Here is an 18907-nt window from a genome sequence, read left to right as displayed (position 1 = left end):
AGTTTTGGATATTGTTGGGCTGATACCGCAATTTGGCGGTTTGATCTGGACGTTGCTGGCCTTTGTCATCGCGCTTTCGGTGATCGTGGCAGTTCACGAATATGGCCACTATATCGTAGGCCGTTGGTGCGGGATCAAGGCGGATGTGTTTTCGCTGGGGTTCGGCCCGGTTTTGTGGTCGGGCACCGACAAACGCGGCACTGTTTGGCAAATCGCAGCTCTGCCGTTTGGCGGCTATGTCAAATTTGCAGGGGATGCGAATGCCGCTTCTGGCAAGGATGAAGAAGCGATGGCAGCCGTGGCTGATGACCCGGAGGCGGCGCGGCATACGATGCATGGTGCGCCACTCTGGGCGCGCACGTTAACCGTTGCGGCGGGTCCTGCATTCAATTTCGCAATGTCGATCATGATCTTTGTCGCGGTTAGTTTTTCGGTTGGCGTTCCACGGGCACCGCTGACGGTTGGTGAATTGCGAGACCTGCCACAAGGGGGCGCGGAACTACAGGTAGGCGATGAAATCGTGACCGTTCAGGGCAGTGTAATTCCAGAGGAAAATCCGGCCTACGCCGATTTCATAGAGGCTTTGCCCAAAGAACCGCTGATTACCTATGGTGTTCGACGCGATGGTGTCGAAATGTCAGTCGATGGCCCATACTTACTGCCGCCGGTGGTGTTGCAGGTGGTCCCGCAATCCGCTGCGATTGATGCGGGATTGCAACCGGGCGATGTGATAACCGGGATCGACGGCAAGGATGTCTTTGCCTTTGCTGAACTGAAATCTGCCGTCGAAAGCTCTGATGGTGCTCCGCTTTCGTTGCGCGTTTGGCGCGATGGTGAAACCCTTGATTTCACCATGACGCCAAAACAGGTTGATGAACCGCAGGCAGATGGATCGTTCAAGCGGGCTCTGCGCATTGGCATTGCGGGGGGCATGGCCTTTGAAGCGGCCACCGAAAGACCGGATCTGACCGATGCTATTGGTGGCGGGGTTGCGAATACATGGCGTATTATTACCGGTTCCCTATCGGGTCTGCGCGAAATGATTGTGGGCAACATAAGTACCTGTAACCTCAGCGGGCCGGTGGGCATCGCCCAAACCTCAGGGGCGATGGCAAGTCAAGGAGCACAATCATTCATCTATTTCATCGCGGTGCTCAGCACGGCTGTGGGCCTGTTGAACCTGTTCCCTGTGCCAGCACTGGATGGAGGCCACCTGACATTTTACGCCTATGAGGCGGTCACCGGCAAACCACCAAGCGACAAGGCACTGAAGGTTTTGATGACGATTGGTCTGGCGATGGTGCTGTCGCTGATGGTGTTTGCGTTGGGCAACGATCTTTTTTGCCCTTGAGGATCAAGACCCAAGAAAATTCGCAAAAATGGGGGTGACTTTGCAAATGCCCCCATTTTGCCACATTTCGTCCAAATCATGCCCCAATCAGCGGATAGGTTGACTCCAACCCAAAGGATTGACCTCATGCAAACCATTCAAAGTTCTTATCGCGGCCTCAGCCTTTTGATGGATCTCAACTGGGATCGCGTGCTTTATATCTTTACGATTGCTCTTGCCCTGGCCGCTGGGGCGTTTATCGGGGCTCTCTAAGCCTCTCCTTACCCACATGATGATGTTTTTGCGCTGAATTGCACTGCTTTATGTAGTGCTTTTTGCCTGTGAGGGTTTTGACAAAGCCGCATCGCTAACGTACTCAGGGGCATAATGAAGTCTATTGAGTGGGTTGAAACCATGAGACCGAGCACGTGGGGCAAAGCGCCTTTCAAACAGGCCAGAAAAACGTCAATTGCCAAACTTGCACAAAGTGCGTCGGTTTGCGCATTGTTATCAGTGGGTTGGGTGGCTATGCCCATGCCTGTACAAGCCCAGCAATACCAGTTCAATTCGGTCCAGATCAACGGCAACGACCGGATTGGTGATGCTGCGGTTTTGCGCCGCGCTGGAATCAGCCGTGGCCAACCGGTTTCGGGTGGTCAATTGAACGATGCCTATCAAAACCTGCAGAATTCCGGTTTGTTCGAGAGCGTCGAGATTGAACCACGCGGAAACACGCTGGTTATCTCAGTTGTCGAACTGCCTACTTTGAACCGTGTGCGGTTCGAAGGGAACAAGCGGATCAAGGACGAGGTGCTGGAACAACTTATCGGTTCCACCGAACGTAGGGTTTTCAACCCGGCGCAGGCAAAATCCGATGCTGCCGCCATCGCCGAGGCCTATAGCTCGGAAGGGCGTATCGCAGCGCGTGTTCAACCCCGTATTATCCGGCGCGACCAAAACCGCGTCGATCTGGTCTTTGAAATCTTTGAAGGCAATAACGTTGAAATCGAACGGTTGAGCTTTGTCGGCAACCGCAAATATTCCGACCGCCGCCTGCGGCGGGTTCTGGGCACCAAACAGGCGGGAATCTTTCGCCGACTGGTCAAGCGCGATACCTTTCGTGAAGCACAGGTCGAAGTCGACAAACAATTGTTGCGCGATTTTTATCTTTCGCGTGGGTATGTCGATATGCGCACCACCGCCGTCAATGGCGAGTTGACAGAGGAACGGGACGGCTTTTTCGTTTCTTATAATGTGACCGAGGGACAACAATTCAAGTTCGGCGAGGTTTCGGTCGTGTCCGAGATGAACGGCGTCGATCCCGAAACCTACCGAAAAATTGTGAAAATCCGCCCCGGTGTGGTCTATTCCCCCACGCTTGTAGAGGCAGATATTGCACGGCTTGAACGCCAGGCGATCCGTGATGGCGTTGATTTCATGCGCGTTGAGCCGCAGATAAACCGCAATGATCGTGATCTGACTCTGGATGTAACCTATGTCATCAGCCGCGGACCGCGCGTGTTTGTAGAACGCATTGATATTGAGGGGAATACAACAACGCTTGATCGCGTCATCCGCCGGCAGTTCGACAGTGTCGAGGGTGATCCCTTCAATCCACGCGAAATTCGTCAGGCGGCAGAACGTATTCGCGCGTTGAACTATTTTGAAACCGCCGAAGTTAACGCGCGGCAAGGGTCAAGTGGTGAACAGGTTGTCGTCGATGTTGATGTTGTCGAAAAACCCACGGGTTCCTTGAACTTTGGCGGGTCGTTTTCCAACAACGATGGCATTGGGGTCGCGGTCAGCTTTGCCGAAGAGAACTTTCTGGGGCGTGGCCAAAAGCTTTCGCTGTCGATCTCAACTGCCGAAGACGCCACACGTTATGGCATCAATTTCGTCGAACCTGCGCTGTTGGGACGCGATTTGGCCTTTGGTCTGAACATCGACTATGCTGAAACCAATTCCACCTATGCAAGCTACGACACTGAACGGTTGATTTTCCAACCTTCGCTGTCCTTTCCTGTCAGCGAAAACGGGCGTTTGTCGCTGCGCTATACTGCAGAGCAGATTGAGCTTCTGGAACGTGACCCTTCGGAAAACGGTCTGACGATCGGTGGTGACATCGCAGCGGGTGCGCAAGTTTCGTCGTCGATCGGGTATGAATATACCTATGACACGCGGCGCAGCGGGCTGGACCCGAATGCGGGTGTGTTGTTTCAGTTCAGTCAGGATTTTGCCGGCCTCGGTGGTGACAGCAAATTCATCAAGACCGTGGCCAAGGTCGTTGGTGAAAAGCGTGTCTTCAACGAAGACGTGACCCTGCGGGCAACGCTCGAAGGGGGGGCATTGGCTTGGCAGGAGGGCACCAACCGAGTGGTTGACCGGTTCTTGCTTAGCCCGTCGATTATTCGCGGTTTCGAACCCGGTGGCATTGGTCCACGCGATGTAAGCGGGACGACAAATGATCCACTTGGGGGCAACCTATATGTCGCCGCCCGTTTCGAAGCGGAATTCCCCTTGGGGCTGCCCGAAGAATACGGCATTTCCGGCGGCGTTTTCTATGACGTAGCCAATCTTTGGAATTTGGATGACGTCAATCCGAATGGCGGCACGATCCTGGGCGAAACCGGGTCTTTCCGTCATGTGGTCGGGGTTTCCCTTTTCTGGACAACACCGGTTGGTCCTTTGCAGTTCAACTTCTCCAAAGCGCTGAAAAGCGAGGATTTTGACGAAGAACAGTCGTTTGAGATCACGCTCCGCACTCAATTTTAAGTGATGCGGAGTGCGGTGCGCCCAATTCTGGTTGCCTTGGCTCTTTTGGGACAAGTGCAGGCGGGCGGCGCGCAGCAGGGCTTGTCCGTCGCTGACCTAAATCGCGGAAGCGTTGTAAGTCCGATCCTCACAATTGATTCTGAACGGTTGTTTCTGGAAAGCGAGTTTGGCCAGCGCGTTGCCGCCGAAGTCGAAGCCAAAGGCACAGCCTTGGCTGCGGAAAACCGCAAGATCGAAGCGGATCTTGAGGCCGAGGAAAAGCAGCTGACAGAGGTGCGTGCCACCATGGATGCGGAAGAGTTCCGAACGCTTGCCAATGAATTTGATGAAAAAGTACAGCAAATCAGGCAGGTACAGGCAACCAAAGGGCGTGCACTGACCACATTGCTGGATCAGGAACGCGAGGTTTTCCTCGGCGCGGCCGGTCCGGTGCTTGAACGTTTGATGCGCGAAACCGATGCCGCAGTGATCCTTGAATTGCGTTCTGTCTTTGTAAGTTCCTCCGCGATCGAGATCACCGACGACGCAATCGCGCGGATAAATGAAACATTGGGCAGCGGCTCTGATTGAGCGCCGCTTGCCCGCATGTCCAGAAATTGATAGCCATCTCGGTACATTTGAAGACACCAAAGGACACCGCATGACCGGTCAAGACCTCCAGCGCGCTGACATCCAGATGATCCAACGGATCCTGCCACATCGTTACCCGTTCCTGCTGGTCGACAAGGTTGATGAGATCAACGGCACGGAATCCGCGGTTGGGTACAAGAATGTCACCATGAACGAACCCCATTTTCAGGGCCATTTTCCGGGCTCGCCGATCATGCCCGGGGTCACTATCGTCGAAGCAATGGCGCAGACCGCTGGCGTGATGGTGGGGGTCGCCCTTGATCAGATGGACAAGGAAATGCTGATCTATTTCATGTCCATCGACAAATGCAAATTCCGCCGCAAGGTAGTGCCCGGTGACGTGCTGCGCATGGATCTCAAGACGCTGCGTGGCAAGGCCGGTGGAAAGATCTGGAAATTCTCAGGTGTGGCAACGGTCGAAGGTGAAATGGCCGCAGAAGCCGAATTCATGGCCATGCTGGATCTGCCGAAATGAGCAACATCCACCCCTCTGCGCTGATCGAAGAAGGGGCGCAGATCGACCCGTCGGTGGTGATAGGGCCCTTTTGTCTGGTCGGACCCGAGGTAGTGTTGAAAGCCGGCGTTGAATTAAAGTCTCATGTGGTGGTCAAGGGACGCACCGAAGTGGGTGAAGACACTGTAATCTTTTCTTTTGCAGTGATTGGTGAGATTCCACAGGATTTGAAGTTCAAGGGAGAGGCAAGCCGCCTCGTGATCGGCAAACGCAACCGCATTCGTGAACATGTCACGATGAACTGCGGTACCGAAGGGGGCGGCGGGCTGACAAAGATTGGCGATGACGGTTTATTCATGGCCGGTTGCCATATCGCGCATGATGCAATCCTGGGAAATCGCGTCATCGTGGTGAATTCGGCTGCTGTCGCCGGTCACTGCATCCTTGAGGATGATGTGATCATTGGTGGACTTGCCGGTATTCACCAGTTTGTGCGTATCGGGCAGGGCGCCATCATCGGGGCAGTCACAATGGTGACAAACGATGTTATTCCTTACGGTCTGGTACAGGCACCGCGAGGTGAACTCGATGGGTTGAACCTTGTCGGTCTGAAACGGCGCGGCGTCGCCCGAGCCGATATTACGGCGCTCAGGGCGGCTTTTCAGATGTTGGCCCAGGGCGACGGCACGTTTCATGATCGCGCCCGCCGGTTAGGGGAGGAAACAGAAAGCGATTATGTCCGCCAGATCGTAGATTTTGTTCAGGCCGACACCGGTCGCCATTTCCTGACGCCGAAATGACGCTGGCGTTGATCGCAGGCCGTGGACGTTTGCCGATTGAGGTGGCGCGATCGCAAGAGGTAGCCCCCGTCATTTGCGCTTACGAGGGCACCGTGCCCGACGGGCTTGAGGTGGATTTGACCTTCCGGCTTGAAACGCTCGGCACGCTTCTGGTTGACCTCGGGGAACGTGGCGTGACGCAGGTTTGTTTTTGCGGCGTGATCGACAGGCCCGACCTTGATCCAAGCAAACTGGATGCTGAAACACTGCCATTGGTGCCCTTGTTTCAAAAGGCTTTGGCAGCCGGGGACAACGGAGCGTTGCAGATTATCAAAGAGATATTCGAACAGACAGGTTTTACAGTAGTGGGCGCGGATGTGCTGCTGCCCGATTTGGTCGCCGAGCAAGGTGTCCTGTCTGAAAAATGGCCCGATGCACAGATGCGCCGTGATGCTGCGCGGGGTGAAGCGGTTCTTGCCGGTTTGGCCCCTTTGGACATCGGTCAGGCCTGTGTGATCGGTCAGGAACAGGTTCTGGGCATTGAAACCATGGGGGGGACAGATCATCTGCTTGCAACACTGCCACCCAAGACCCCCAAGATGAATGCGATCTTGTGCAAGGGACCAAAGATAGGTCAGATCCGTGAGATCGACCTGCCCACGATCGGACCAGATACGATCAAGGCCGCACATGAGGCCGGACTTGTCGGGGTGATCGTGGATGAAGGGGATGTGATTGTCCTTGATGCGACGCGCTGCACCGCTCTTGCCGATGAATATGGACTTGTGCTTTGGTCGCGCCGTGGAGGCACAGAGTGAAGGTATTTATTCTCGCCGGCGAACCTTCGGGAGACAAATTGGGCGGCGCGCTTATGGCGGGGCTAAAAAGCCTGCGGCCTGATGTGCACTTTGAAGGAATAGGCGGTTCAGCCATGGCGGCCGAGGGGCTCAACAGCCGGTTTGACATGTCGGAGTTGAGTGTGATGGGACTGGCCGAGATCCTGCCCAGGTACCGTGCCCTGAAATTGCGGATCAATCAAACCGCGGCGGCCGTTGTCGACATGCAGCCGGATGTATTGATTACGATCGACAGCCCCGATTTTTCGTTGCGCGTTGCGCGTCAGGTAAAGGCGGTAAGCCAGATCAGATGTGTGCACTATGTTGCGCCCACTGTTTGGGCATGGCGCCCTGGTCGGGCTGAAAAGATGGCGCGCTACATAGATCAGGTTTTGGCCCTTTTGCCTTTTGAACCTCCCTATATGGAAGCGGCGGGCATGCGTTGCGACTTTGTTGGTCATCCAGTGGTCGCGGAACCTGTGGCAAGTGCTGCGCAAGCCGCGGCCTTTCGCGCGAAACATGGGCTTGGCGATGCGCCGTTGCTTCTTGTTTTGCCCGGATCACGCCAAAGCGAAGTGTCACGCCTTGGACCGGTGTTTCAACAGGTCGTCGCACGATTACAGGTCGCCCGTCCCGAAATGCGTGTGGTGATCCCCGCTGCGGCACCTGTGGTCAAGGCCGTGCGCATGCTGGTGCGTAACTGGGGTGTGCAGCCTGTGGTGCTGGATCCGTTGTCGAACCAGGGCGTTGATCCGCTTGCTGAAAAACGCGCTGCCTTCCGTGCCGCAGATGTGGCGCTGGCGGTATCAGGCACTGTATCGCTTGAACTGGCGGCCAGTGAAACGCCGATGGTGATCGCTTATGATATGAACTGGCTGAGCCGTCAGGTCATTGGACGGATGGTCAAGGTTGATACGGTGACCTTGGTGAATCTGGTCTCTGAAACCCGCGCGGTGCCGGAATACATCGGCGCAAATTGCAGACCCGGCCCGATCGCCGAAGGGATTCTGCATATTCTGGATGGGCCGGATACGCAATATCAGGCAATGGCGCTTGCGATGAAGCGCCTGGGGCAGGGTGGAGAGGCACCCGGTTTGCGGGCGGCCAGGGCGGTGCTGGAAGGATTGTAACCTCTGATGGGGCTTTGCCACTTTGAGAGGGGGATCTGATCAAAACCCGGTGACGCTGACGCACCGCATCCACGCCCTCCCAGCTTGGTAACCGTTTGCGCCCTCCGGGGCTGGATCAGCCTTTATGAATCCAACCGCCGCCAAAGATGCGGCTACTCTCGGGGTCGTAAAAGACACAGGCCTGGCCCGGCGAAACACCTTGTTCCGGGGTCAGCAATTCGACCTCTGCTGTTGTGTCGCTGATGGGGCGCAAAATGGCATCACGCGGTGGCCGTGTTGAGCGGACCTTGACCGCAATCGGCCATTCGCTGCGTGACATCATCGGCGCATCACCCAACCAGTTGATTTCACGCACGGGTACGGTGCGGGTTGCCAGCATGGATTTTGGTCCTACGACGACTTCCTTGCGGTCGGCATCGAGTTTTACAACATACAATGGATCCGCCAACCCCCCGATGCCAAGGCCACGGCGTTGCCCGATGGTGTAATGTATGATCCCATCATGTCGGGCCAGAACTGTACCGTTGGCATCAACAATATTGCCGGGGCCTTCTGCTTCGGGGCGCAATTTGCGAATGACGGCAGCGTAATCACCGTTCGGGACAAAGCAAATATCCTGACTGTCCGGTTTCATAGCAACACTCAGACCGTATTTTGCAGCTAATGCCCGCGTATCGTCCTTGGAAGGCAGATGACCCAATGGAAAGCGCAAGAAGTCAAGCTGTTCCGCCGTGGTGGAAAACAGAAAATAGCTCTGGTCTCGGCTGGCATCTGCGGCACTGTGTAATTCCGGACCTTCGGTGCCCATTTTGCGTTGGATGTAGTGTCCGGTCGCCATGCAGTCCGCTTCAAGGTCGCGTGCGGTTTCAAGCAGGTCCTTGAACTTGACCCGTTCGTTGCAGCGGATGCAGGGTACAGGCGTCGCCCCGTTCAGATAGCTGTCTGCAAATTCGTCGATAACGGCATCCTGGAAAATATTTTCATAGTCCAGGACATAATGCGGAAAACCCATTTCCTCGGCGACGCGACGCGCATCGTGAATGTCGATCCCTGCGCAACAGGCACCTTTTTTGGCCAAGGCTGCGCCGTGATCGTACAGTTGAAGCGTGACGCCGATGACGTCATAGCCTTCTTCAGACAGCATCGCGGCCACGACCGAACTGTCGACACCACCCGACATTGCCACCACGACCCGAGTGTCGGCGGGGGCCTTGGCAAAGCCAAGAGAATTCAGCGGTGGGGTCTGATCAAGCGGCATCATGCTCTCCGGGAGTTGTTAGGAGGGAATATAGGAAAATCCTAACTACTCACAAGGGGCTGCTTCATGCGGCGTTAAGGGCAATCTGGTCAATCTGCTTTCTGTACGAAGGATTGGATAGTATTGATGTATCTGAAAAAAGTGGATGGCCTGCGGTCTGTGACGCTGGCCGATGGCAGCATCATGAGCCAGGCCGACCTGCCAAGTACTAAAACAAGGCGGTGGGTTGCTTCACGCAAGGCGGCAGTTGTTCGTGGGGTCGTATACGGCCTGCTGAGCCAGGAGGAAGCGCTTGCGCGCTATCAAATCAGCGAAGAAGAATTTCTTGAGTGGGTACGCGCCGTTACAGAACACGGTGAATCCGCATTGAAGGCAACAATGGTACAAAAGTATAGACAACCTTAAGTTGTTTGTTTAGATTTTGCACATCGGTAACGGGTGGTTAACCTTTTATGTTCACGATCCAGTCCAACCGTGATGAAGACGATTTGGAGAAGATGAATGCGTGTACTGCTTGTCGAAGATGACCCAACAACCTCGCGCAGCATTGAGTTGATGCTGACACATGCCAATTTGAACGTCTACGCTACCGATTTGGGGGAAGAAGGGATAGATTTGGCAAAATTGTATGATTATGATCTTATTCTGCTGGATCTCGAACTCCCCGACATGAATGGCCATGAGGTATTGCGGCAACTGCGGTTGAGCCGGATTGAAACGCCGATCCTGATCCTTTCCGGGTCCGACGATACGGAGAACAAGATCAAGGGGTTCGGATTCGGTGCAGACGATTACCTGACGAAACCGTTTCACCGCGAAGAACTGGTGGCCCGAATCCATGCAATCATCAGGCGGTCCAAGGGGCATTCGCAATCTGTTATCGAGACAGGGCAAATCGCCGTCAATCTTGATGCAAAAACGGTGAGTGTCGACAATCAGACCGTGCATTTGACGGGCAAGGAATATCAGATGCTTGAGCTGCTTTCCCTGCGCAAGGGCACAACCCTGACCAAGGAAATGTTTCTTAACCACCTTTACGGGGGCATGGATGAACCCGAACTGAAGATCATCGATGTATTTATTTGCAAGCTACGCAAGAAGCTGAGCATCGCAACAGGCGGCGAAAATTATATCGAAACGGTATGGGGACGTGGCTATGTCCTGCGAGACCCGGAACCCGGCCAGATGAGCTTGGCCGCAACAGCGTGAACATGAGATAACGCCAAATCGCGCTAGACCTGCTTTGCGCTGCAACCTATCTGTTGGTTAAAGAAACCGACAGGGGCAAAGCATCAGCGATGACAGCACAGATTGACGTAGACATTTTGACGGCTGATCAAGCGGCAATTGAACTGGCGCGGCTGGCCGGTATTCTTGCCGGTGCCAATCACGATTATCATTCAGCGGACGACCCCAGGCTTGATGATGCCACCTATGATGCGCTGAAACAACGCAATGCTGCTATCGAAGCTCGGTTCCCCGAATTGAAACGCGCCGACAGCCCGTCCGAGCAGGTGGGTGCCGCCCCGGCAGAAGGTTTTTCCAAGGTCACACATGCAGTGGCGATGCTGTCGTTGTCGAACGCATTTGACGCCGAGGACGTGACCGAATTTGATGCGCGCATTCGAAAGTTTCTGGGCCTTGGGCCGGATGCCCCGCTTGCCTTCACCGCAGAACCTAAGATTGATGGGCTGTCCTTGTCACTGCGTTATGAGAACGGCGCCTTGGTACAGGCTGCGACGCGCGGGGATGGCGCAGTGGGAGAAAATGTCACCGCAAATGCCCGCACGATTGCCGATATTCCCGAAAAAATAACCGATGCGCCCGCCGTTCTTGAGGTCCGTGGTGAAGTGTATATGAGTCATACGGACTTTGAAGCATTGAACAGTCGTCAGTTGGACGCAGGGGCCAAAGCCTTTGCCAATCCGCGCAATGCTGCCGCAGGATCATTGCGTCAATTGGACAGCAGGATTACGCAGGCGCGTCCGCTGAAGTTCTTTGCCTACGCCTGGGGCGCAGTGTCAGCCCCCTTGGCGGATACACAGAAAAACGCGATTGACCGCTTACAGGCCTTTGGCTTTGCCACCAATCCGTTGACAGCTTTGTGCAACGGGCCGGCTGAATTGCTCACACACTATGAAAAAATAGAAACCCAACGTGCCACGCTGGGATATGACATTGACGGTGTGGTGTACAAGGTGAACGATTTGGCATTGCAGGAACGGCTGGGGTTTCGCTCTACCACTCCGCGTTGGGCCATAGCCCATAAATTCGCGGCAGAACTGGCATGGACATGGCTGACAGGCATCGACATTCAGGTGGGCCGTACTGGTGCATTGTCACCGGTCGCACGGTTGCAGCCGGTGACAGTTGGCGGCGTTGTTGTTTCTAACGCAACCCTGCACAACGAAGACTATATCAAGGGTCTTGATAGCAAAGGGGGCGAAATTCGGGGCGGCAAGGACATTCGCATTGGCGATTGGGTCCAAGTCTATCGCGCCGGTGATGTGATCCCCAAGATTGCGGATGTAGATCTTTCCAGGCGCCCAGAGAACGCCAAAGCCTTTGTTTTTCCCGACACCTGTCCCGAATGCGGGTCCGAAGCCCTGCGCGAACCCGGCGATGCGGTGCGCCGATGCACGGGAGGACTGATCTGTCCGGCGCAGGCGGTGGAAAAGCTCAAGCATTTTGTTTCACGAGCTGCCTTTGACATCGAAGGGTTGGGAGCCAGGCAGGTAGAACAGTTCTACACTGACGGATGGATCGCGGAACCGGCGGATATATTTACACTCAAGGAACGTTATTCCCAGGGGCTGCAACAGCTTAAGAACCGCGAAGGCTGGGGTGAGAAATCCGCGACGAACCTGTTTCATAGCATCGATGAAAAGCGGCGGATCCCGCTGGATCGTTTGATATTTGCCCTCGGGATTCGTCACATGGGCGAAGCGGCATCATCCCTCGTGGCCATGCACTATGGCGATTGGTCGACATTTGAAACGGCGATGAAGAAGGCCGCGCCTTTGGAAGGGGCCGCCTGGGAAGACCTGATCGACATTGATGGTGTGGGCAGCGTCATGGCTGGATCACTGGTCAGTGCCTTTGCGCAGGAACGTGAAAGAGCGTCGATCGACCGGTTGATCGCCCAGTTAGAAGTGCAACCTGTCACACGCCCCGACACTTCGGGAAGTCCGGTTGCAGGCAAGGTCGTTGTCTTTACCGGTACATTGGAACAGATGAGCCGCGCCGAAGCCAAAGCCCGCGCAGAGCGTTTGGGGGCCAAAGTTTCCGGATCGGTCAGCGCAAAAACGGATATTCTGGTTGCGGGGCCAGGGGCGGGCTCCAAGGCAAAGAAAGCGGCTGATCTCGGTGTGGAAACCCTCAGTGAGGGCGAATGGCTCAAGCTGATCGGGGCCTCATGAACCAGCGTCCCGAACCTCTTTTTCCATTGTTTGCCGGCCTTGAGACGCTGGATGGGGTAGGCCCGAAAACGGCGCAACATTTTGTTCAATTGGGGGTACAGACCCCACGTGATCTTTTGTTTACGCTGCCCTATGCCGGTATCGACCGAAGCCTGCGCAACAGTGTAAAAGGTGCGCTCTTGCCCGCGACCCTGACCGTCGCTGTCACCATAGGGGCACATAGGCATGCCCGCACCAAGGGGGGCGCATATCGTATTCATGTAGAAGATTCGGAAACGCATTTTCAATTGGTATATTTTCATGCGCGTGGCGATTATCTGGCGCGGCAGCTGCCGGAGGGATCCCGGCGGATCGTTTCTGGCCGGGTAGAGGTTTTTGACGGGATGGCACAGATGGTGCATCCGGATTTTTCCGTTCCGGAAGAAGATCTTCGTTCGATTCCCGCTTTTGAGCCTATCTACCCGCTGACCGACGGCGTCACCCAGAAATTGATGTTCAAGGCCACGCGGGGCGCATTGGCAAAACTGCCTCAATTGGACGAGTGGATAGATTCTTCACAGAAAACCAGCGCCGGATGGCCAGGATTTAATGAGGCGGTCGCCGCCGCTCATGATCCGCGCAGTCAGGAAGATCTGGTTTCGACTGCGCCGGCACGTGAACGATTGGCGTATGACGAATTATATGCCCATCAGATTACATTGGCACTGGCCCGGCAAACAGAACGCCGAAAGCCGGGTCGCAGCACCCGGGGGGACGGCCGACTTCAGGCGCGTGTCATTGCCGCATTGCCCTATACACCAACGGCGGCACAATCACGGGCAATTTCGGAAATTACGTCGGACATGGGCGCAGCTCAGCGGATGAACCGTTTGCTTCAAGGGGATGTAGGGGCTGGAAAAACGCTGGTCGCTTTCATGGCGCTTCTGGCGGCGGTAGAGGCTGGTGGGCAGGGCGTATTGATGGCCCCGACCGAGATTCTCGCGCGTCAACACATGCAGGCCTTGCACCCGATGGCCGAGAAGGCGGGGATTGTTCTTGAAATTCTGACAGGCCGCGACAAGGGCAGCGAACGTCAGGCGAAGCTGGCAGCGCTGTCGGCTGGGAAAATCCAGATTCTTGTCGGGACCCATGCGGTGTTTCAAACGGATGTGCAGTTTTCGGATTTGCGTTTGGCCGTCGTTGATGAACAGCATCGGTTCGGGGTACGCCAACGGCTGGAACTGGGGAAAAAGGGCAACCGACCGGATGTGTTGGTGATGACTGCCACGCCAATTCCCCGGTCTCTGGCCCTGGCGCAATACGGCGACATGGATGTTTCCGTGCTGGATGAAAAACCTCCCGGCCGCCAACCCATCACCACCGCGCTGGTCAGTACGGATCGGTTGGATGAGGTTGTTGGTCGCCTGCGCGCCGCGGTCGCAAAAGGGCGGCAATGTTATTGGGTATGCCCCTTGGTCGAGGAAAGCGAGGTCAGCGACCTCATCGCGGCGCAAGAACGGTTCAAGCAGCTTCGTGCGGCACTGGGTGAAAGGGTTGTTGGACTGGTTCATGGGCAGATGCCGCCGGCGGAAAAAGACGCTGCAATGCAGGCATTTCAGGAGGGCGTGACCCAGGTTCTGGTTGCCACAACCGTTATCGAAGTCGGTGTGGATGTACCCAATGCGACAATCATGGTCATCGAACGGGCCGAAATTTTTGGCCTTGCGCAATTGCACCAGTTGCGTGGACGCGTCGGGCGCGGGCAGGCGGCCTCGACCTGTTTGCTTCTGTATCAGCACCCGATCGGGGAAACGGGCCGTCAGCGGCTTGAGGTTCTGCGCGAGACAGAGGACGGGTTTGTCATTGCCGAAACCGACCTGCGCATGCGTGGCACTGGTGATTTGATCGGGACTGCCCAATCCGGGATCCCGCGTTTCAAGGTTGCAGATCTTGAGAAACAGGCAGCGTTGATGGCGATTGCGCAGTCAGACGCGCGAAAATTACTGCATGATGACCCGAGATTGCAAAGCAGTCGGGGAATGGCAACGCGAATGTTATTATGGCTCATGCGCCAAGACGAAGCGATCCGTTTGATTTCAGTGGGTTAGATGTAATTACCTTCTTTTGTTCACAAATGTTCGTAAAAAGTTCTTTACAAGCGAACGAGGAAGTGAGAACAAAGGGGCAACAAGAACGGGAGATACTGATGACAACGCTCAAGACACTCAGATCCATCGCCACGCGGTCTCAGGATACGATCTTGCAGGATGCCATCGGTGCGGCAGCACTGGTTGTGATGCTTGTTGTTGGTTTGTATCTACCTGCTTTTGTTTGATTTCTGCCTGCGCTCTCATGCCGATTTGCCCTATGCATTCGTCCCAACTGATGCGGTCGACTGACACTGCCTGTCCTTGGTCGACACGGGGTTTCGGCCCCTTGGGTAAATCGGGTCCCACATGAGGAACGCCTTCCTTACGCCGCCATCCTTCGGGATGTGCGGCGTTTTTTTTAGGCCTGGCTGACGCCCGAAGTGCCAGCGGCGGCCTCTTCCATGGCCTCGACGATGGCTTCCATGCTCAACATTATGGAGGCATGGCGGTTTTTAAAAGCAACAGCCGGGGTCAATACGTCAAAACCGTCAAAGGGAGCGTCGGGGACTTTCCCATGCTCTTTCAACATTGCCCGCAACTGGTCGCGCCCGCGTGTGATGACATCCAGAGTGGCACCAGGTGCTGCTTCACCTGCAACCGCAGCCGCTGCCTGCCCCAGAGCGCAGGCTTTGACGTCTTGGCCCAGATCTGTCAGCCGGCCATCAGTAACCTGTACATCCACCGTCACCGTAGATCCACAGAGCGGCGATCGGCGCTTGACCGTCGCATCCGGCGATTCCAGTCGGCCCAGATGCGGAATCTCAGCAGCCAACGCCAGAATGCGCGCAGAATAGAGTTTGATCAGATCGGTCTCGCCAGCCATGGCTATTTCCTTCACCCGTTAATCCCTACATAACCTTCCCGTCCGCAGATGCAAAATTTTTGAAGGAAGATTGCAACATGATTTTTGATCCGACGCAGCTGACATTTAATGAAGCAGGGTTGATCCCTGCCATTGCGCAAGATGCCACCAGTCACGAAGTTTTGATGCTCGCATGGATGAACGCCCAGAGCATCGCACGCACGCTTGAAACAGGTCAGGTTACCTATTGGAGCCGCTCGCGTCGGGCGTTTTGGGTAAAAGGCGAAACCAGCGGCCACGTTCAAGAACTTGTGGAGATGCGGTTTGATTGCGACCAGGATTGTTTGCTGGTGCTGGTGAACCAGACCGGGGCGGCATGCCACACCGGGCGGCGACATTGTTTTTACCGCGCGATCCATAACGGTGAGGTGCAGGAAATTGCAAGGCCAATCTGACTTAAGGTTTTACTTTAAGTTTAAATTGCAATCATCTAATAATGAATAGATTTCTTTTGGTTCCATACCCTCGGCGCGAAACTGTGAAATGGCCCGTGCGTCATCCCTTTTTGCCAGTCTTTTGTTGTTATTGTCCCTGATCAACCGATGATGATGGTAATGTGGTGTTGGCAGGTTCAGTAGCCTTTGCAACACAACATGGATTTTGGTCGCTTCGAACAAATCAGCACCGCGCACCACATGGCTGATCTTCTGGGCGGCGTCATCGACCACCACGGCGAGGTGATATGAAGTGCCCATGTTGCGACGTGCAATGACAATATCACCAACTGAAGAGATGACATCCTGACCCGTGAACGAGATACAGGCTGTTTCCCCCTTCGGACCTGCCCCGGTCTCGATAAAGCTGAAGACCTGTTCATCAACAGGGGTTTGCGGGCTAATCCGCTCCAGTGCCGCCTGGAAATCAAGCCGCAGAACGACATCAGTTCTGGGGCGTGATGAGCTGCGCAGGTTTTTCGCGGATCGACAGGTGCCCGGATAGATCAAGCCGTCCGGTCCCAAGGTTGCAACGCCTTCCTGAGGGGCGGAAAGCACGGCAGAGATGTCGGAACGCCTACAGCTGCAGGGATACAGACAACCAAGAGACCACAGGGAGTCCAAAACCAAATCATAGGCAGCGCGCCGCTCTGACTGGCGCATTACCGGTTGTGGCCAACTCAACCCGAGCCAGGCGAGATCGTCATAGATCTGTGCCTCCCATTCGGGGCGCGCGCGACCTTGATCAATGTCTTCGATCCGCAGCAGAAATTCACCATCTGCAGCAGCCGCCATATCATAGGCGCGTTTTGCCGAATATGCGTGCCCCAGATGCAGTGGCCCGGTTGGGGATGGCGCAAAACGGGTTCTGAAAGTCACGTTTTTTCAAGTATATAGACATTGGAGTTGATCTTGAGCTTAGGGAAGTGATCCCCGTGCTCACGAAAAATCAGACGGGCGGCACCACAGTCGGTCCATTCGGAAATTCGTCCTTCATAGATGGGGTCGTTGAGGGTGTGGTCATTAAAGGAAAAGACCAACCGACCGTCGCGTGGCAATGCCTTCATCAACATATCCAGAACCGAAACAGGGGCCGCACCAGATCCGATCACGCCGATTGCGGCAATCGCACCATAGGTTTTGGCGGTTGAACCGGCGTCACCTTCGATCCGGGTTAAGTTGCGGTAGACATCCTTTGCTGCTGCATGGCGCAACATTTCCTCGGAAATATCCACACCGTCAATAGTGGTGAACCCGGCGAGTCTTAGCGCCAAACCCGACAGGCCAGTGCCACATCCAAAATCAAGAACCGGTGCCGTCAGGTCAGCAGTGACTTTGGCAAGCGCAGCCGCACAGCGCCCTGGGGTTGCATAGCCGTTTTCGGCCACTTCGGCCTCGTAACTTGTGGCCCAGGCATCATAAAGTGCGCGGGTTTCTTCCTCACCGCGTACCGCATAGACTTTGTTCAGAAAATTTTCTGTCATGGGCCAAGTTTAGGCAGGCACAGCGATCCTGTCCAGCCAGGCACGCCAATCCAGCTTGGCCCGGTCTGTATAGGCCTTGTAGCGGTCCTTGCGGCCGCGACGGCCAGATTTCAATCCCTCGACAGGCGGAAACAGTCCGAAATTCACGTTCATCGGTTGAAAGGTTTTTGCTTCTGCGCCACCTGTGATGTGCGTAATGAGTGCGCCCATTGCGGTCGTGTTTGGCGGTGTCGGGGCGCTGCTACCCTGCATTTCCGCAACGGCCATGCGACCTGCCAGCAGCCCCATTGCGGCGCTTTCAACATAGCCTTCTACACCGGTAATCTGGCCGGCAAAACGGATGTTGGGCCGCGAACGCAGGCGCATCTGGTCATCAAGCAGCGTGGGCGAATTGATGAAAGAGTTGCGATGGATCCCCCCAAGGCGCGCAAAAGAGGCATCTTCGAGGCCGGGAATCATCTTGAAAACATTGGTTTGTGCGCCGTATTTCATCTTTGTCTGAAAGCCGACCATATTATACAATGTACCCAGTTTATTATCGCGGCGCAGCTGCACCACGGCATAGGGTTTGACATCGGGTTGGTGCTGATTGGTCAGACCCACAGGTTTCATCGGGCCAAAACGCAACGTTTCCCGGCCTCTTTCCGCCATCACTTCGATCGGCAGGCAGCCGTCAAAATACCCTGCGGTTTCGCCTTCGCGGAACTCAGTTTTATCAGCTGCAAGCAACGCGTCGATAAAAGCCTCATATTGATCCCTGGTCATTGGGCAATTGAGGTAGGCGGTTCTTTCTTCGTCGGTCTCGCCCTTGTCATAGCGCGACTGCATCCATGCGGTATCCATGTTGATGCTGTCGTGGTGCACAATGGGGGCGATGGCGTCAAAAAAAGCCAGGGCTTCGGCACCCGTTTCGGCGGCAATCGCTGTGGCCAGGGCGCCTGAGGTCAACGGACCGGTTGCGATGATCCACTGTCCATCTTCAGGCAGCTCGGTAATTTCACCATGTTCTACCGTTACATTCGGATGCGCCATCAGGCTGTCCGTCACCGATTGGGCGAAGGGCTCGCGGTCTACAGCCAAAGCACCGCCTGCGGGCAGTTTGTGTTTGTCGGCGGTCGCCATGATCAAGCCATCGGCAGCGCGCATTTCCCAATGTAGCAACCCAACAGCATTCTGTTCGGAATCATCTGATCTGAAGGAATTTGAACACACCATTTCACCCAACAGGCCTGTTTGATGGGCGAAAGTGCCGACTTTGGGGCGCATTTCATGTAAGACCACCTTTACGCCAGCGTTTGCAGCCTGCCAGGCCGCTTCAGATCCGGCCATGCCGCCGCCGATGATGTGCAATATTTTATCCATTTGACGGATTTAGGACAGGGGCGGCGCA

General features: G+C 55.4%; 19 protein-coding genes. 14 read left to right on the top strand and 5 right to left on the bottom strand.

All coding sequences use genetic code 11. The features are described 5' to 3' along the window. Nucleotides 1-4 precede the first annotated feature (4 nt). The 8 genes from rseP to lpxB all read left to right on the top strand — a co-directional run bounded on the left by rseP (nt 5) and on the right by lpxB (nt 7931). Nucleotides 5-1351 (top strand): RIP metalloprotease RseP, encoded by a 1347-nt coding sequence (gene rseP, locus OS190_RS10130; RefSeq protein WP_267158566.1) that lies wholly within the window; start codon nt 5-7, stop codon nt 1349-1351. A gap of 126 nt (nt 1352-1477) precedes the next feature. Continuing rightward, a complete protein-coding gene (locus tag OS190_RS10125) occupies nt 1478-1603 on the top strand; it encodes a hypothetical protein (protein WP_267158565.1) in 126 nt (41 codons plus the stop codon). Nucleotides 1604-1744: 141 nt separating this feature from the next. After that, a complete protein-coding gene (bamA, locus tag OS190_RS10120; protein WP_502212114.1) occupies nt 1745-4102 on the top strand; it encodes an outer membrane protein assembly factor BamA in 2358 nt (785 codons plus the stop codon). Nucleotides 4103-4117: 15 nt separating this feature from the next. Further along, entirely contained in the window at nt 4118-4672 is a 555-nt protein-coding gene (locus OS190_RS10115; RefSeq protein ID WP_267158563.1) for an OmpH/Skp family outer membrane protein, read from the top strand. A 70-nt stretch (nt 4673-4742) separates the two neighbouring features. Beyond that, the gene (fabZ, locus tag OS190_RS10110; protein WP_267158562.1) at nt 4743-5207 is read left to right on the top strand and encodes a 3-hydroxyacyl-ACP dehydratase FabZ; all 465 of its coding nucleotides are present in this window, start codon (nt 4743-4745) and stop codon (nt 5205-5207) included. Further along, entirely contained in the window at nt 5204-5986 is a 783-nt protein-coding gene (gene lpxA / locus OS190_RS10105) for an acyl-ACP--UDP-N-acetylglucosamine O-acyltransferase (RefSeq protein WP_267158561.1), read from the top strand. The genes fabZ and lpxA overlap by 4 nt, the downstream gene beginning before the upstream one ends. Continuing rightward, on the top strand, nt 5983-6783 hold the full coding sequence (locus OS190_RS10100; protein ID WP_267158560.1) for an LpxI family protein: 801 nt from the start codon (nt 5983-5985) through the stop codon (nt 6781-6783). The genes lpxA and OS190_RS10100 overlap by 4 nt, the downstream gene beginning before the upstream one ends. Continuing rightward, nucleotides 6780-7931 (top strand): lipid-A-disaccharide synthase, encoded by a 1152-nt coding sequence (lpxB, locus tag OS190_RS10095; RefSeq protein WP_267158559.1) that lies wholly within the window; start codon nt 6780-6782, stop codon nt 7929-7931. The genes OS190_RS10100 and lpxB overlap by 4 nt, the downstream gene beginning before the upstream one ends. Before the next feature lie 115 nt (nt 7932-8046). On the opposite strand, the gene mnmA is transcribed toward lpxB, so the two are convergent. Then, nucleotides 8047-9189 (bottom strand): tRNA 2-thiouridine(34) synthase MnmA, encoded by a 1143-nt coding sequence (gene mnmA / locus OS190_RS10090; RefSeq protein WP_267158818.1) that lies wholly within the window; start codon nt 9187-9189, stop codon nt 8047-8049. 126 nt (nt 9190-9315) lie between these two features. Here mnmA and sciP point away from each other — a divergent pair, with 126 nt between their 5' ends. The 5 genes from sciP (at nt 9316) to OS190_RS10065 (ending at nt 14922) form a co-directional block, all read left to right on the top strand. After that, nucleotides 9316-9594 (top strand): CtrA inhibitor SciP, encoded by a 279-nt coding sequence (gene sciP / locus OS190_RS10085; protein WP_267158817.1) that lies wholly within the window; start codon nt 9316-9318, stop codon nt 9592-9594. Nucleotides 9595-9690: 96 nt separating this feature from the next. Beyond that, nucleotides 9691-10398 (top strand): response regulator transcription factor CtrA, encoded by a 708-nt coding sequence (gene ctrA / locus OS190_RS10080; protein WP_267158558.1) that lies wholly within the window; start codon nt 9691-9693, stop codon nt 10396-10398. 89 nt (nt 10399-10487) lie between these two features. Beyond that, nucleotides 10488-12608 (top strand): NAD-dependent DNA ligase LigA, encoded by a 2121-nt coding sequence (gene ligA, locus OS190_RS10075; RefSeq protein WP_267158557.1) that lies wholly within the window; start codon nt 10488-10490, stop codon nt 12606-12608. Next, entirely contained in the window at nt 12605-14695 is a 2091-nt protein-coding gene (gene recG, locus OS190_RS10070) for an ATP-dependent DNA helicase RecG (RefSeq protein ID WP_267158816.1), read from the top strand. The genes ligA and recG overlap by 4 nt, the downstream gene beginning before the upstream one ends. A gap of 98 nt (nt 14696-14793) precedes the next feature. After that, the gene (locus OS190_RS10065) at nt 14794-14922 is read left to right on the top strand and encodes a hypothetical protein (RefSeq protein WP_267158830.1); all 129 of its coding nucleotides are present in this window, start codon (nt 14794-14796) and stop codon (nt 14920-14922) included. A gap of 173 nt (nt 14923-15095) precedes the next feature. On the opposite strand, the gene OS190_RS10060 is transcribed toward OS190_RS10065, so the two are convergent. Beyond that, nucleotides 15096-15560, bottom strand: coding sequence for an iron-sulfur cluster assembly scaffold protein (locus tag OS190_RS10060; RefSeq protein WP_267158556.1), 465 nt, complete (start codon nt 15558-15560; stop codon nt 15096-15098). 77 nt (nt 15561-15637) lie between these two features. Here OS190_RS10060 and hisI point away from each other — a divergent pair, with 77 nt between their 5' ends. After that, nucleotides 15638-15994: a phosphoribosyl-AMP cyclohydrolase gene (hisI, locus tag OS190_RS10055; protein ID WP_267158555.1), complete on the top strand. Its 357-nt coding sequence runs from the start codon at nt 15638-15640 to the stop codon at nt 15992-15994. A 9-nt stretch (nt 15995-16003) separates the two neighbouring features. Here the strand turns inward: hisI and gluQRS are convergent, their stop codons facing one another. From gluQRS to trmFO, 3 genes are read right to left on the bottom strand one after another with little or no spacing between them, the layout of a single operon-like run. Then, nucleotides 16004-16912 (bottom strand): tRNA glutamyl-Q(34) synthetase GluQRS, encoded by a 909-nt coding sequence (gluQRS, locus tag OS190_RS10050; protein WP_267158554.1) that lies wholly within the window; start codon nt 16910-16912, stop codon nt 16004-16006. After that, nucleotides 16909-17517, bottom strand: coding sequence for a class I SAM-dependent DNA methyltransferase (locus OS190_RS10045; RefSeq protein ID WP_267158553.1), 609 nt, complete (start codon nt 17515-17517; stop codon nt 16909-16911). The genes gluQRS and OS190_RS10045 overlap by 4 nt, the downstream gene beginning before the upstream one ends. Nucleotides 17518-17526: 9 nt before the next feature. Beyond that, nucleotides 17527-18879, bottom strand: a complete 1353-nt coding sequence (trmFO, locus tag OS190_RS10040) for a methylenetetrahydrofolate--tRNA-(uracil(54)-C(5))-methyltransferase (FADH(2)-oxidizing) TrmFO (protein ID WP_267158552.1) — start codon at nt 18877-18879, stop codon at nt 17527-17529. Nucleotides 18880-18907: the final 28 nt, after the last annotated feature.

Source organism: Sulfitobacter sp. F26204 (assembly GCF_026410305.1).
In the GTDB taxonomy this organism is placed as follows: domain Bacteria; phylum Pseudomonadota; class Alphaproteobacteria; order Rhodobacterales; family Rhodobacteraceae; genus Sulfitobacter.
Note: the sequence above shows the minus strand (reverse complement) of the source record. Positions and strands in the feature narration are given on the sequence as shown.